Source organism: Gluconacetobacter sp., from assembly GCF_047721585.1.
Taxonomy (GTDB): domain Bacteria; phylum Pseudomonadota; class Alphaproteobacteria; order Acetobacterales; family Acetobacteraceae; genus Gluconacetobacter; species Gluconacetobacter dulcium.
Map to the genome: position 1 here is coordinate 1 of NZ_JBDNXE010000110.1, position 13,928 is coordinate 13,928.

The window sequence follows — 13,928 nt, forward strand, 5'->3', positions numbered from 1 at the left end:
GGCCTCGGCATACAGGGCGCTGAGGTCGAGGGGCTTGTTCCCGTCCTTGTCGGTGTCGTTCGGGTCGGTGACGTTTTGCGGCGGCATTTCAGATATCCAGCGACAGGGTCAGGATCGGGGCGAGGTCGAAATCGGGGGCGGGCTGGCCGGTGTCGAGCATGGCGGTTCCGACCGCCAGGAATTCGACGATATGGTCGCCCCAGACATGGGATTCTTCCTGCAGGCGGGTGCCGATGATCTCGTTGGCGCCGCTGGCGGCGGCGTGGGCGGTCATGCGCTCCATCGCGGCCTCGCGGGCCGTGTAGTAGGCTTGGGTAAACAGGTCCAGCTCCACGCACTGACCGGTCTGGCGGAGGGTGGTCAGCAGGCTGCGTCGGGGAATATGCTGCACGCAGCAGCCGACGACCAGATCCAGCGGCCGGCGCCCCGCCTTGAGCGCCAGGGCGAAATCCTGCCCCGACAGGTCGGACGTGAAGGGGCGGCCGTCGGGGCGGCGGTATCCGGGTTGCCCGTCCTGATGGACGATGGCGGTGCCGAAAGCCCGGAATTCGAGCATGCCGGAATCGGCAAGCTGCGCGATTTCCAGCCGCGTGCCGACGATTCCGTCCGCGCCCAGGGCTTCGGCCTCGGCGCGCATGATCTCGACCGCCTTTTCGCGCGCGCCATACATGGCACCGGTGATGTCCGTCAGTTCGTAGGCGCTGTTATTGAGCTGGAAATTCGCCTGGACCTTCCAGATGCTGTTGCCCATGCACAGGCCGAGCGCGCGGAAGCCCGCATGTTCGACCACCAGCAGTTCGCGGACACTGAAATCGGACGTGACGACCGGGCCTTGCGGCGCGTGGGTGCCGAAGGCGCCTGCCGGGGCGTCGCCGCCGGAGGGCGTGCCGTCGTGCGTCGGAGGGGTCTGGTTCCAGCCCGGCGGGCTGCCGGTGGTCTGGCCGGGGCCGCCGGCCGGGGGAAAGCCCGGCATGCCGTCGAAAATGCCCATGTGCTGTCGTCTTTCTTCCCTAGCTGAACAGGTCGCCGATATTGCCGATCAGGTCGTCGAGGGCGCCGGCGGCGTCGGCCGCTCCGGTTTCCAGCGCCACGCCGACGATCGCTGCGGCCCCGGCAAGGCGCTCTTCGCCCGCCAATTCGGCCGCCGTTTCCATCAGCTCGACCTTTTCCGCCAGGTCGGCGTCTGCTTCCTCGACCTCCACACCGTTTCTGATGCCCGCGAAGAGCGGGCGATGGCCCGCTGACGCCGTCGCGTGGCCGTCGAGGGCGGTCAGAAAGGTGGGGGCGAGGGAGAGGGTGGCGGGCTGCCGCCGGTAGGCGAGTTGGGTGATGGCGGCCCGCACGCGGCAGGACGTGATGAAGCCGTCGCGGGTTTCCACCGCGATCGAAACGATTTCGTCATGCGCCAGGGTGCCCGTCCAGGAGGCGCGTAACGGGTCGGCGGCCAGGCGGGCCAGTGCCGCGTCACGGGCCTGGCGCTTCCATTGGGCCAGCAGCGGTGTCTCGCCGCCGCCCCAGGGGGAGAGGGCGCCTTCGTAGCGCAGCGGGATGTCCCGCGTTTCGGCCACGCCGACCGAAAAGCCGATGGGCAGGATGCCGGCGCGCCGGGCAAGGGCGAAGGTGGTGGCGTTCCATGGCACGCAGGGCAATGCCACGCTGGTTTCGAGGCCTGGGGCGGTTACCGCGTCGCCATGCAGCAGGAAGCCCAGCGAACCATCGTTGCCCGCGAGGCGGTACCGCAGGTTCAGCACCGCATTGGCGCCGCGCGACAATGCGGCGGCCCGCAGGCGGAACATGGCTGTGCGCCAGCCCTGCTCATGCACTGTTGCCCAGTCCGGGCCACCGAGCGCAAGGCCGGGCTTCCACCATGTTTCGGCATGCACGCTGCCCAGCGCGTGCGTCGCGGGATCGGCCAGGGACTGGCGGACCGATCCCAGCCGCAGAATCGGCGGCGGCCGGCCATCGAGCCGGGCAAAGGCATTGCCGGCGGGATGGGCGGCCGATGACGCGGCAGGGGGAATGGCGCGCGCCGGGAGTGGCCCGGCCTTGCGCGCGGATTTGCCGCCCAGGAAACCGAGGAGGCGCCGCACCGTCATCCGGACCAGCGCGTGGCGTGCGCCAGAGCGGCGCCTTCGCCGGAGACGGCACCCCCCAGTGCCTGGACCTGCCCGACGAGCGTGGTGATCCATTCCCGCAGATGCACGGTGCGGCGGCTGAGTGTCACGCCCCGGACCTCGTGCACGATGCTGGCCTCGATCTGGCCGGCGGCGCGGGCGAGGTGGAACGCCTGGGTGCCGAGGCGGACCGCCAGCCCGTCGATGGTCTCGGTCTTGCGGAAGAGGCCGCGTCTGCTGCGCGATACGGTCGTCTGGCGCGGCAGAGCCTGTTCGCACAGATGGGCGAAACGATCGAGGAAACGATCCCGCTCCGCTTCCGCCTCGCGGATCAGGGCCGCCACGTCGTCGAAGGAGTCCGTCATCGTCCGTGTCCGTCTTCTCATGCCGCAGGCAGAGGGAGATGACACGTTTCGTTAAAAAGGGCGGCGCGTCAAGAACATATCCCGCGCACCGACGGTGCGATGCACAGGTGATGCGATGCAGAGGAGCGGAGGGAGATGGCGGGTTTTGGCCTCCAGGCGGGAGTGCTCCCGCCTGGAGGGCCGTATCAGCGTGTCTGCTGGATTGCCGAGAGCAGCCACGCGCCGCCGCGTGTGGGGCGCATGAAGGTCCAGAGTTCGGTGACGGTGACCCGTTCGGTCGAACTGCCGTCGATGACGCGGCCGGTCATGTCGGTGGTGATGTCGACCATCGAGTAGCGCATGGCCACGGTGGCGTAGTCGAACCCGTTCTCGCTCCATGCCTCGGACAGGTCGCCATGGTCGAAGCGGACGTCCGAGACGATGTTGCGGGCGCCCCGGCTGGCCAGGTCGGAAAGCTGGGCGTTGAAATAGCCCACCATTTCCGGCGTTGCCATATGTTGCAGGGCCGGCAGGTTCTGCTGGCTCCAGGCGGCCTGGATGTCCATGAGCAGGCGCTGGAAGGCACGGTAGTCGTCCGGGGTGATCGTTACCTGCGCCGCCGCTGCCGACGGGCCGGCCTGCCCGTAGCCGTAGCCCGGCGGCGCCGCGATCGACGCGCCCTGCCGCGCGCGGCCGCCGAAGCGGCGCACCAGCCAACTGATCAGGAGGCCCAGCAGCAGAAGCTGGATCAGCAGGCCGAAGAAGCTGCCGCCGCCGGTCAGGCCGCCGGCGATGCCGTGGCCGAACAGCACGCCGAACAGGCCGGCGCCCAGCATGCCGCCCAGGAAGCCGCTGGCGAACGGGTGCGGCCGCGCGGCATAGGGCGAGCCGTACGGGGCGCCGAAGGGCGAGCGGGGGTAGGAGGACGGCCCGTTGGCGTAGCCGCCGGATGAAGGCTGGGTGATTGAGCGCTGCATCGGCGACGCGCCGTAGGGCGAGGTCTGGGTGGGTGCGGGCGCGCTGTATGTGCGCGAGCCGCGGCTGCCCATCGAAGAGCCGCCGCCGGGCCGGGCATCGGCCCCGTGCGGCAGCAGGGGCAGGACGGCCAGGGCGGCGCCGAGGAGCAGGATGCCGGAACGGCGGGCGTTGCGGACGGGCTGGTGCGGTTTGGTCATTGCTCTGTCCATATCCTGTCGCGACGGGGGGCGTTCAAGACCCTGCGATCATCATATCGTCGATGCGGATCGTGGGCGCGTTGATTCCACGGCGGAATACCAGGTCGTTCGCCAGGATCAGGCGGGCGAACATGTCGTTCAGGTTTCCGGCGATGGTCAGTTCCGCGACCGGCTCGGCCAGCGTGCCGCCCCGGATCATGAAGCCGGAGGCGCCCCGGCTGTAATCGCCGGTCAGCCCGTTGATGGCCGAACCCATCAGTTCGGTCACGTAGATGCCTTCCTGGATATCGGCCATCAGTTCCGCCGGAGTGGGGGCGCCGGGGCGGGCATACAGGCTGCCCAGAGACGGGCTGCCGCCACGGCTGGCCCGGCCGTTGCCGGGCAGGCCCAGTTGCCGGGCGCTGCGCGAATCCAGCGCCCAGTTGGTCAGCACGCCGTCCCGCACGATGACCAGTTCGCCGCAGCGGACGCCCTCGCCGTCGAACGGGTGGGAGGACAGGCCGCGTACCCGCGTGGGGTCGTCGAGGATATCGACGCCCTCGGGGAGGATACGCTGGCCCATCTTCTCTTTCAGGAACGACGTGCCGCGCGCGATGGCGCTGCCGTTGACGGCCCCGGCCAGATGGCCCAGCAGGCTGGAGGACACGCGCGGATCGTAGACGACCGGCAGGCTGCCCGTGCGCGGGCGGGTGGGGTTCAGCCGGGCTACCGCCTTTTCGCCGGCGCTGCGCCCGATCGTGGCGGCATCGGCCAGGTCGGACAGATGCACGGTGGCATCGTAATCGTAATCGCGCTGCATGCCGGTGCCCTGGCCGGCCAGGACGCTGACGGACACGGAATGGCTGCTGCGGGCATAGCGGCCGGAGAAGCCGGCCGAGGTCATCAGCACGATATCGGCCAGCCCGAAGCTGGCCGAGCCGCCGCTGCTGTTCGTCACGCCCGTCACCGCCAGCGCCGCGTCTTCGGCCGTGCGGGCGCGGTCCATCAGGGCGGCCGTGTCGGGGCGGGCCGTATCCAGCAGGTCCAGCCCCGCCGCATCGACGAAGCCCTGTTCGGCCTGGGGCGACAGGCCGGCATAGGGGTCTTCCGGCAGGACGCGCGCCATGGCCAGGGCCTGGTCGACCAGCGCGTCGAAGCGCGCGGGGTCGAGGCTGGTGGCCGAGACGGTGGCGGATTGCCGGCCGAGGAAGACGCGCAGGCCGAGATCGCACGTCTCCGACCGTTCCAGATCCTCGGTCTTGCCGTTGCGGATCTGTACGCCATGCGCCGTGCGTGCCGAATAGGCGGCGTCCACCGCGTCGGCGCCGGCGGCGCGGGCCTTGGCGATCAGGGTGCCGATCAGGTCGAGCGGGTCGGTGCTCATGCCGCCAGTGCCTCGGCGATCGACCCCAGGGTGGGGATATTCTGCACCGGGCCCAGCGACGCCAGCGTGGGGGTGCCCCGGAACACGCGGGCGGCGACGCGCTTGACGTCTTCGATCGTCACCTTGTTGACCAGGCTCACCGTTTCGGCCGTGGGGACCAGGCGGCCGAAGACCTGCAACTGCCGGGCCAGTTGCTCGCACCGGCTGCCGGTGCTTTCCAGCGACATCAGCAGCGAGGACTTCAACTGCGCCCGCGCGCGGTCCAGTTCGTCCTGTCCGACCTGAAGCTGTACCTTGCGCAGTTCCTCCAGCGTGACGGGCACGAGTTCGCTGGCCTGGTCGGCGCCGGTGCCGGCATAGATGCCGAACAGGCCGCCATCGCGGAACGGAGCATTGAAGGAATAGACCGAATAGACCAGCCCGCGTTTTTCGCGGATTTCCTGGAACAGGCGCGACGACATGCCGCCGCCTAGCAGGGTGGAGAGCAGCAGGACGGGATAGTAGTCCGGATCGCCGTAGCCGACCGAGGGAAAGCCCAGAACGACATGGGCCTGATCCAGATCCTTCTCGCGTCGGAATTCGCCGCCCAGGTAGCGGGAGTCGAAGCTGGCGGGGCTGCCCAGCGTCGGCAGGTCGCGGAAATGACGCTCGGCCAGGGCGACTACGTCTTGATGATGCAGGTTGCCGGCCGCCGCGACCACGGTGTTGGCGGTCGTGTAATGGCCGCGCATGTAGCGCATCAGGGTCTCGCGGCTCATGTCGCGGATCAGCGCCTCGGTGCCCAGCGTGGGACGGCCCATCGGCTGCTCGGGGAACGCGGTTTCCTGGAAATGGTCGAAGATGATGTCGTCGGGCGTGTCGTTGGCCTGCCCGATTTCCTGCAGGATCACGCCGCGCTCGCGTTCGACTTCCTCGGGGGCGAAGCTGCTGTGGGTCAGGATGTCGCCGATGATGTCGGCGCCCAGGGCGAGGTCTTCCTTCAGCAGCTTGACGTAGTAGGCGGTGTGTTCGCGCGCCGTGTAGGCGTTGATGTGGCCGCCGACATTCTCGATTTCCTCGGCGATGCCGGCGGCGCTGCGGCGCTCGGTGCCCTTGAAGGCCATGTGTTCGAGGAAATGCGAGACGCCGTTTTCCTCGGCGTGCTCGTGGCAGGTGCCGGCGGCGACATAGGCGCCGAACGACACGGTTTCGACCCTGTCCATACGCTCGGTGACCACGGTGAGGCCGGACGGGAGGCGGGTAACGTTGATCTGGTCGGTCATCAGGGTCCTGCGTGACGGTCCGGCCGGCTGGGCCGGACGTCCGAAGAAAGGGGAGGTGAAGGCGTCAGCTATTTTTCATTGCCGCCGCGCGAACGCGGTTTTCCACCGTATCCAACTGGTTGGGCACGACATCGTAACGCTCCGGCCGGTCGAACAGATCCGTCAGGTGGGGCGGAAGAGCGGGCCGGATACCGACCGCCTGTACCATCGCGTCGGGGAATTTGGCCGGATGGGCGGTTGCCATCGCCACCATCGGGATGCCGGGTTCACGGAACATCCGCCCGGCGGCGATGCCGATGGCACTGTGCGGGTCTGCCAGATACTGGCTGGAGCGGTAGAGATTACGGATTTCGGTCTTCGTGTCCTCGTCTTCAAGGGCGAGGGCGTGGAACAGGCCGGATGCCTGGCGCCAGACCGCATCGGGGACGCTCATGCGGCCGGTGCGGCGGAAATCGGTGACGGTGCGCGCGCAGGCCCCGGCGTCGCGATTCAGCAGTTCGAACAGCAGGCGCTCGAAATTCGAGGAGACCTGGATATCCATCGACGGCGACAGGCTGGGCACCACCTCGCGCGCGCTCATGTCGTTGTCGCGCAGGAAGCGGGTCAGGATGTCGTTGCGGTTCGAGCCCACGCAGAGCGCGCGGACCGGCAGACCCATGCGGCGCGCGGCCCACGCGGCGAGGATATTGCCGAAATTGCCGGTCGGGACGGCGAACGAGACTTCGCGGTCGGGCGCGCCGAGATTGAGCGCGGCGTAGACGTAATAGGGGATCTGGGCCGCGATGCGTGCCCAGTTGATCGAATTGACCGCCGAGAGGCCCATTTCCTGCCGGAAGGGGGCGTCGGCGAACATCGCCTTCACCAGGTCCTGGCAATCGTCGAACGTGCCTTGAACCGCGAAGTTGGTGACGTTGGGTTCCAGCACCGTGGTCATCTGCCGGCGCTGTACGTCCGACGTGCGGCCCTCGGGGTGGAGGATGACGATCCGCACGCGCTCGCGCCCGCGACAGGCCTCGATCGCGGCCGAGCCGGTGTCACCCGACGTGGCGCCCACGATGGTGACGCGCGCGTCGCGCTCGGTCAGCACATGGTCGAACAGCCGGCCCAGGAGCTGCATCGCCATGTCCTTGAAGGCGAGCGTGGGGCCATGGAACAGTTCCTGGACGAACAGGCCGTCTTCGACCTGGACCAGCGGCACGATGGCGGCGTGGTCGAACCCGGTGTAGGATTCACGGCACAGGCGCAGCAGCACCTCCGGCGCGATGCAGCCGGCGGTGAAGGGCGCGATGATCCGCGCCGCCAGATCGGGATAGGGCAGGCCGCGCAGGGCCCGCCATTCCTCGGCGGTGAGGACCGGCCAGCTTTCCGGCAGGTAGAGGCCGCCATCCTCGGCGAGGCCGGCCATGAGAACCGAGGAGAAATCGCGGACGGGGGCCTGTCCCCGGGTCGAAACGTAGCGCATGCCCCCTTCATACCGCCAAGCGGGCGCCACGCGAAGGGGTTGCGTCAGCGTACTGGTGCGGGAAGGGCGGCTGTGTCGATGCGGTAGATCGTCAGCGGCCATTGCACCGCCATCTGCCCGTGATTGAAGCGGGGCGTGCGGTCGAGTTGCGCGGTGGGGATATAAAGCTGCCCGGTTGCCGTGATGGTGGGGGTGGCCGGCCAGCGGAGGCGCGGATCGACGACGATGCGCTGATAGACGCGCCCGGCGGTGAAGCGGAAGATGCTGCCGGTCGAAATGTCGTCGAAATACAGCGTGCCGTCGCGGGCGACCGTCATGCCGCCCAGCGGTGGCGTCTTGTACCAGAGGGTGGGGCTGTCATCGAGTTCGAAGCTGGTGATGGTGGTGTCGGTCAGCAGGTCGGTGCCGAGCCGGTAGAGGGGGCCGCCGGTGGACTGATAATACAGCCATTGTTCGTCGGGGCTGATTTCGATCTCGTTCGCATTGACGATCGCGGTGTGGCCGGTCGTGTCCTGCATCACGCGGCCGTTCACCGTGATCGGGTGCTGGGCGGTGAGTGACGGGTTATGGTCCATCAGGCGCCGTTGGGTGCCGTGCTCCAGATTGACGACGATCAGGCCGGGCACGCCGGAATCCAGGATGAAGGCATGGCCCTTGCCGACCCGGACGCCCGCCACATGGCTGCCTGGGCGGAGCACGGCAGGGTCGATGGTCCAGCTTTGGGTCACGCTGGCGGTGTGGGTATCGAGCTTTACCAGCTTTGCGGGGGCGACGGCGTGATCGGTGCCGTCGAAACCGCTATCGAGGACCCATAGCGTGCCGTCATCGGCCAACTGGATGCTTTCGGCCGAGATCAGGCGCTTTTCCGCCGGGGTGGCGGGGTCGTTCCTTCGAGCGTCGGGATATGGGTGGATCGTGCCGTCGGCGTCGCGCAGGGCGAGTGTGGGGCCGGGGGTGCCGGTCCAGGCCGGGGCGTCGAGGATCATGCGTCCGTCGGGCAGCACCACCAGGGCTGTCCAGACCTGCGTGGTCGATTCGGCCACGGCGACCATCGGCGCGGACGGGTCGAGCGGCGGCGCGGGCTTGGCGGCCAGGGCCGGCATGGCGGCGGTGAGGATCGAGACGGCCAGCGCGGCCGGGATCACGCGGGACGGGAGGGTGCTGGTGCGGAACATCGGCGCCATGTCGCCACGATCGGCCGCCGAAGGCAACCGGTTGGGCGGTATGGCCGCCATGGTGTTGTTGACGTTGGCCTGTTCCTTGCGTCGCCATTCGGGCGTGGCTGGGTGAATACGTCGTTCAGTCCCGGATTTCGATGGTGCAACCTTTGCGCGAGGGCCGCTGCAACAGCCATGGGCCAAGTTTGCCGGAGGACGCCGCTTCGAAGACCATCATGACCGCGTAGCATCCACGCCAGCCATTCCACGCTGATCGGGCGGGAGGTGACGGGCGGCTTTGTGTCGTGCTAAACTGACAGCGGCGCGTGATAACGCCTTTTCAAAAGGGCGGCCTCCTATGTCGGGTGGCCTGCCGAATACAACACCCGGACCTATGGTCCAGCGGTGCGCGGTTTCTGCCGCGTGTCGTCTGGGAAATAGGCAGGGCGTGCTTTTGCCCTTTTGAAACACGTTATCACCCGCCCGACGCCAGGAAGGGGGGGCGATGCGTGTGCGGATTCGCCTCTGTTTCGTTCTGCTGACGTCGGACGCCGTTGGTCGTGCATGAGGTCGAAATGGTGGATCGGGACAAAAGCGAGGCGCTGCACATGTCCGCCCATGACGTTGCGGCGTGCCTCATCAGAGGCTTCGGGCCGGACGCCTATCTTGCTGTCCGTCGCCAGATCGTCCGGTGTGTGGAACAGAAACTTGCCGACGAAGCAGTATTCTGGGTGAAAGTCAGAGAACAAGTTGAGTTGCTGACGCGCGTCGTTCGGAGGAAAGATGAACGACTTCAATGAAGATGCTTTCGTTTCTTCATGGCGGTAGAGTCCGATCGAGAAGACGGTGGTTTTCCGGCTGACCGGGTATCGGCACGCGAAGAACGCCGTTATCGCAAAATGATCTCGGGCTTGTTGGAGGCAAACAGGGCCATCGTCTGGAAGGGTGGGTTCGCCTGAGCCAGCGCTATCGGGTTTTGGTAGTATCTGGCAAAACCTTACTGAAAGTGAGCATTATAAGCGCCTTAATTAAATTAAACGACTCATACGAAACTGGACAGTCCGTTTTCGCCCTCTTGTCGGACATACAGTGGGCCAGATCGCTCTCCGCATAGCGGACATGATCAGTGCAGGCCCCTGTTGCCGCTTTGCGGCCCGTCCGCTCTCGAACGATTGACACGAGAAAGCCGACATTTGGTCAGCGTCGTGTTGTCTACCTGAGTTGCCCGTTGTTTACTCTGACCACCTTCCAATCCCAAATGGGTTCATGCTAATTACAAAATGAAGGCTTAGAACTGGTATTTAGGCGAAACGCGGATGACGAGAACGAGTATTCAATTTGATCTCACGAAACTCCCGTTTCGCACTACACTTATAAGACAGATAACTAAGCAACATCTGACTCACATAAATGATGTGTATTGGATGCATGCGAATTCTGCGGGCGCGATCAGGGATCATTTTCCTAATATTAACACCCCAAGATCTGGGCCAGGCTATCGCACGATTCTTCAGAAGAAAGAGAGTTGGGAAAGGGGAGCAGACGATTTCAGTATCTGGGTAAGGCAAAATACGATATTGTCAGCTGCATCTATTCTTGAAGTTTATATCGTTTCCGCCTGCACAGTTGTATTTTCGGCGTGTCCAGAACTAATCGATCGATCCCTGTTGGGCATCAATAGCGTCTCGTTCATTAAGCATGCCGACCGTTTACCGCCCGGCTATCGTCGCATGATAAAGAAGCGATCAGAAGACCCTACGAAAGGTGAGTGGTCCGATCGCATCCGAAAATTGGAGATGGAAATAGGTCGTGTTCCTCCACGAGTTTCCAGCCTAGTTCCAAAACTGCAGGAATTGCAAAACAAGCGGAATCGTATTGCCCACAGTTATGGCGCCGAAGGTGAATTAAGACGGACACCTTGGGAACCCATTACGGCAATTCCTGCTGAGGATGCTGATATCCTGGAGACATTCAAAGTTGTGGATACAGTCTCTAAGGATCTGGATAGGGATCTGTTCGGTCCGCTGATCGGCGGTTACGAGATCATGAATGAATATCATTCCTGGCTGTGCGCTCAGAATCAAACATACACTCTTCCCGTCAGGAAATTGGTTTCGGGATTTCGAAAGCATCTTGGTCAATCGTTTGGCCAAACTCCAGGGTCTGATTATATTCAGGCGATGATAGAATATTATGACAACGTGGGACCACCCTAATTCCCACTTATCGACCTGAAACCTTCCGGGGCTGCTTCCGACCCACGACGGGCGACACACCTGATGGGTAGATGTCCGCTTCGGAGTGGGCTCCATTGGAAGCGTAAGGGTTGCCCTGGGGCGCTTAGCTGCCGCGGACTTCTGATGCATGAATGACCTTTTTATGCTCATTCTGTCCAACACCTGACCTTTCGTTATCCCCCCCCATAGCTGACAGCCTTCCGCCTGAAACAGTTGCTTCAACGCATAGGGGTGAAGGGGACAGCCGTCCCCTTCCGGGTCCAGGGCGGCGCCCTGGTCTTGGGGTGTTTTTATTGTGGGGTGGCGCTGCAATAGCGTTCGCGCAGGTGAGTGCGGTAGGCGTCGGTTGAAGGTGGTGTGCCGGTGGCGGCGGCGACGATGCCGGCGGTGGAGAGGCGGCTGGCCTGGGTGTGCACATGAGTGCGCAGCCAGGCCAGGAGTGGGGCGAAATCGCCGTGCGCGATGCCTTGGGCGATGGCGGGATCGCTGTCGAAGGCGGCCTGGCGGAGTTGGGCGGCGAGGATGGCGCCCAGCGTGTAGGTGGGGAAATAGCCCCAGGCGCCCGATGGCCAGTGGATATCTTGCAGGCAGCCGAGGCGGTCGTTCGGCACGGTGAGCCCCAGCAGGTCGTGGATGCCGGCGTTGAAGGCTTCCGGTAGATCGCGCAGGGCGAGCGTGCCGTCGATCAGCGCGACTTCCAGTTCGTAGCGGACCAGGATGTGGGCGGGGTAGGTGATTTCGTCGGCGTCGACGCGGATGAAGCCGGGTTTGACCTGCGTGACCGTGCGATACAGCGCGTCGGTCGACCAGCCGGCGTCGGCTTCGGTGGCGCCGAAGGTTTCGCGCAGCGCGGGTGCGATCCAGTCGATGAAGGGCCGGGAGCGCGCGATCTGCATTTCCATCAGCAGCGACTGGCTTTCGTGCAGGCTCATGCCGCGCGCCTGGCCGACGGGGAGGGTGTGCCATTCCGTCGGCAGGCCCTGTTCGTAGAGCGCGTGTCCGGTTTCGTGCACCACGCCCATCAGGGCGGAGAGGAAATCGGCGTCGTCATAGCGGGTGGTGATGCGGACATCGTCCTCGGCGCCGCCGCAGAAGGGGTGGATGCTGACATCGAGGCGACCGCGCGCCATGTCGAAGCCCAGCGCGGTCATGATCTGGCGGCCCAGGGCCTCCTGCCGGGCGACGGGGAAGGGACCGGCGGGGGAGACGATCGGCGGGAGCGTGGCCTGATGGGCCTGGGCTTCGGCGATCAGGCCGGGCAGGTCGCGGCGCAGTTCGGCGAAGACCGGGTCGATATCGGTGCGGCGGGTGCCGGGGTCGTACTGGTCCAGCAGGGCGTCGTAGGGGGCGAGGCCGAGGGCCGCGCCCTTGACGATGGCGAGTTCGCGCGTGCGGTCCAGCACGTCGGACAGCAGGGGCAGCAGGGCGGCGAAATCGCCGTCGCGCCGGGCCGTGCGCCATGCGACCTCGCACCGAGAGGCGGCGCGGGAGGAGGCTTCGACCAGTTCGGCGGGCACCGAGGCGGCGTGCAGCCAGGCGCGGCGCATTTCATGCAGGTTCGCGGCTTCCCATGTGCCGGCGGGGGCCTCGGCGCGGTCCAGCAGGTCGCCGATGCGCGGGTCGGTCAGCATGTCGTGGCACAGGACGCTGAGGGTGGCGATGCTGTCGGCGCGGCTGTCGGCGGCGCCCGAGGGCATCATGACATCCTTGTCCCATCCCAGGATGCCCAGCGCGTTGCGGATGCGCCCGATGCGGGCGAAATGGCTGGTGAGATCCTGGTAAGCGCTTTGTGGCATGGTCTCTCTTCTTGCGAACGGGACGGGCTGCCGCACTGTGGGCGATGGCGGGCGGCGGATGCAACCGGGACGGATGGAATGGACGGACGACAGGACAAGGTGGCCGGGGCGATGAAGCTGCTGGCCGATGGCGACCGTGATGGCGCGACGGTGTTGCTGCGCGCGGCGTTGGCCGACGCGCCGGACGACCCGGATGGCCTGCATGGCCTGGCCTGCGTTGCCCGCGCGTCGGGCCGGCCGGATCTGGCGATCGGGCTGGCGGGGCGGGCGATCGCGATTCTGCCCGCCGCGCATTTTCACATTACGCTCGGTTGCGCATTGCAGGAGCAGGGGCATCTGGAACCGGCCCGTGCGGCCCTGCATGTGGCGACCCTGCGCGAGCCGCGTGACCCACGGGCGCATGCCGCGCTGGCGGCGGTGTTGGGTGAGAGCGGGCGTTGGGCCGAGGCCGAAGCGAGCCTGCGTGTCGCGCTGGACCTGCGCCCGGCGGATACCGCTTTGCTGCTGGATTGGGGGCGGGCGGCCATTCTGGCCGGTGGAGCTGATGTTGTGCCTCGGTTGGCGGCGGGGCGGTTCGTCGCGGAGGATGCCGGGCGGCTGCATGAACTGGCCGGGCTGCTGTCGGAACGCGGCGTGCATGAACAGGCGGAGAGACTCTATCGGCTGGTGCGGGATCTGTGCCCGGAATGTGGTGCCGCATGGGCCAATCATGGGGCCGTTCTGTTTGCGCTGAACCGGCATGAAGACGCATTGGCGGCGCTGGAACAGGCTGACCGGCTGGCGCCGGATGTGGCCGAGACGTTGAACAATCTGGGGCTGGTGCTGATGGCGCTGGGGCATCTGCCACGGGCGGGTGAGGTGCTGGCGCGGGCACGGCGTGCCGCGCCGGACGATGTGCGGATTGCCATCAATGACGCGACTATCCTTGCGGACCTGGGAGCGGATGGGGAGGCGGACCGTCTGTTGCGTGGCGTGCTGGCGGACCCGGTTGCCGCGGGGGGCATGGAGGGGGTGCGGG

The 13,928-nt window shown here is 66.2% G+C and carries 12 protein-coding genes; 3 read left to right on the forward strand and 9 right to left on the reverse strand.

The window, feature by feature from the left end; translation table 11 throughout:
* Window positions 1-88: 88 nt before the first annotated feature.
* The 8 genes from ABF821_RS16300 to ABF821_RS16335 form a co-directional block, all read right to left on the reverse strand.
* A complete protein-coding gene (locus ABF821_RS16300) occupies window positions 89-991 on the reverse strand; it encodes a heavy metal-binding domain-containing protein (protein ID WP_415530773.1) in 903 nt (300 codons plus the stop codon).
* A gap of 19 nt (window positions 992-1,010) precedes the next feature.
* Window positions 1,011-2,090 (reverse strand): hypothetical protein, encoded by a 1,080-nt coding sequence (locus ABF821_RS16305; protein ID WP_415530774.1) that lies wholly within the window; start codon window positions 2,088-2,090, stop codon window positions 1,011-1,013.
* Window positions 2,091-2,092: 2 nt separating this feature from the next.
* Window positions 2,093-2,479, reverse strand: coding sequence for a hypothetical protein (locus ABF821_RS16310; RefSeq protein ID WP_182975621.1), 387 nt, complete (start codon window positions 2,477-2,479; stop codon window positions 2,093-2,095).
* A 185-nt stretch (window positions 2,480-2,664) separates the two neighbouring features.
* On the reverse strand, window positions 2,665-3,633 hold the full coding sequence (locus ABF821_RS16315; protein WP_415530775.1) for a Tim44 domain-containing protein: 969 nt from the start codon (window positions 3,631-3,633) through the stop codon (window positions 2,665-2,667).
* 34 nt (window positions 3,634-3,667) lie between these two features.
* A complete protein-coding gene (locus tag ABF821_RS16320) occupies window positions 3,668-4,996 on the reverse strand; it encodes a TldD/PmbA family protein (protein WP_415530777.1) in 1,329 nt (442 codons plus the stop codon).
* Entirely contained in the window at window positions 4,993-6,258 is a 1,266-nt protein-coding gene (locus ABF821_RS16325) for a M16 family metallopeptidase (protein WP_415530778.1), read from the reverse strand. Before ABF821_RS16325 ends, ABF821_RS16320 begins: the two co-directional genes overlap by 4 nt.
* A 64-nt stretch (window positions 6,259-6,322) precedes the next feature.
* Complete coding sequence (gene thrC, locus ABF821_RS16330) at window positions 6,323-7,720, reverse strand: threonine synthase (RefSeq protein ID WP_415530779.1); 1,398 nt, start codon at window positions 7,718-7,720, stop codon at window positions 6,323-6,325.
* 44 nt (window positions 7,721-7,764) lie between these two features.
* The gene (locus ABF821_RS16335; RefSeq protein ID WP_415530780.1) at window positions 7,765-8,955 is read right to left on the reverse strand and encodes an L-dopachrome tautomerase-related protein; all 1,191 of its coding nucleotides are present in this window, start codon (window positions 8,953-8,955) and stop codon (window positions 7,765-7,767) included.
* 497 nt (window positions 8,956-9,452) lie between these two features.
* Here ABF821_RS16335 and ABF821_RS16340 point away from each other — a divergent pair, with 497 nt between their 5' ends.
* On the forward strand, window positions 9,453-9,677 hold the full coding sequence (locus ABF821_RS16340) for a hypothetical protein (RefSeq protein WP_415530781.1): 225 nt from the start codon (window positions 9,453-9,455) through the stop codon (window positions 9,675-9,677).
* Between the two features lie 624 nt (window positions 9,678-10,301).
* Complete coding sequence (locus tag ABF821_RS16345; protein WP_415530783.1) at window positions 10,302-11,093, forward strand: hypothetical protein; 792 nt, start codon at window positions 10,302-10,304, stop codon at window positions 11,091-11,093.
* Between the two features lie 311 nt (window positions 11,094-11,404).
* On the opposite strand, the gene ABF821_RS16350 is transcribed toward ABF821_RS16345, so the two are convergent.
* A complete protein-coding gene (locus ABF821_RS16350) occupies window positions 11,405-12,910 on the reverse strand; it encodes a carboxypeptidase M32 (protein ID WP_415530785.1) in 1,506 nt (501 codons plus the stop codon).
* Between the two features lie 78 nt (window positions 12,911-12,988).
* On the opposite strand from ABF821_RS16350, the gene ABF821_RS16355 reads away from it, so the two are divergent.
* On the forward strand, window positions 12,989-13,928 hold a 940-nt coding region (locus ABF821_RS16355; protein WP_415530786.1), incomplete at its 3' end, for a tetratricopeptide repeat protein.

Bases quoted from the DNA above. Each gene is read 5' to 3' on its own strand.
- ABF821_RS16315 (WP_415530775.1), bottom strand. From the start codon at position 3,633: ATGACCAAACCGCACCAGCCCGTCCGCAACGCCCGCCGTTCCGGCATC.
- ABF821_RS16320 (WP_415530777.1), bottom strand. From the start codon at position 4,996: ATGAGCACCGACCCGCTCGACCTGATCGGCACCCTGATCGCCAAGGCC.
- ABF821_RS16340 (WP_415530781.1), top strand. From the start codon at position 9,453: ATGGTGGATCGGGACAAAAGCGAGGCGCTGCACATGTCCGCCCATGAC.
- ABF821_RS16335 (WP_415530780.1), bottom strand. From the start codon at position 8,955: ATGGCGGCCATACCGCCCAACCGGTTGCCTTCGGCGGCCGATCGTGGC.
- ABF821_RS16310 (WP_182975621.1), bottom strand. From the start codon at position 2,479: ATGACGGACTCCTTCGACGACGTGGCGGCCCTGATCCGCGAGGCGGAA.
- thrC (WP_415530779.1), bottom strand. From the start codon at position 7,720: ATGCGCTACGTTTCGACCCGGGGACAGGCCCCCGTCCGCGATTTCTCC.
- ABF821_RS16350 (WP_415530785.1), bottom strand. From the start codon at position 12,910: ATGCCACAAAGCGCTTACCAGGATCTCACCAGCCATTTCGCCCGCATC.
- ABF821_RS16325 (WP_415530778.1), bottom strand. From the start codon at position 6,258: ATGACCGACCAGATCAACGTTACCCGCCTCCCGTCCGGCCTCACCGTG.
- ABF821_RS16300 (WP_415530773.1), bottom strand. From the start codon at position 991: ATGGGCATTTTCGACGGCATGCCGGGCTTTCCCCCGGCCGGCGGCCCC.
- ABF821_RS16345 (WP_415530783.1), top strand. From the start codon at position 10,302: ATGCATGCGAATTCTGCGGGCGCGATCAGGGATCATTTTCCTAATATT.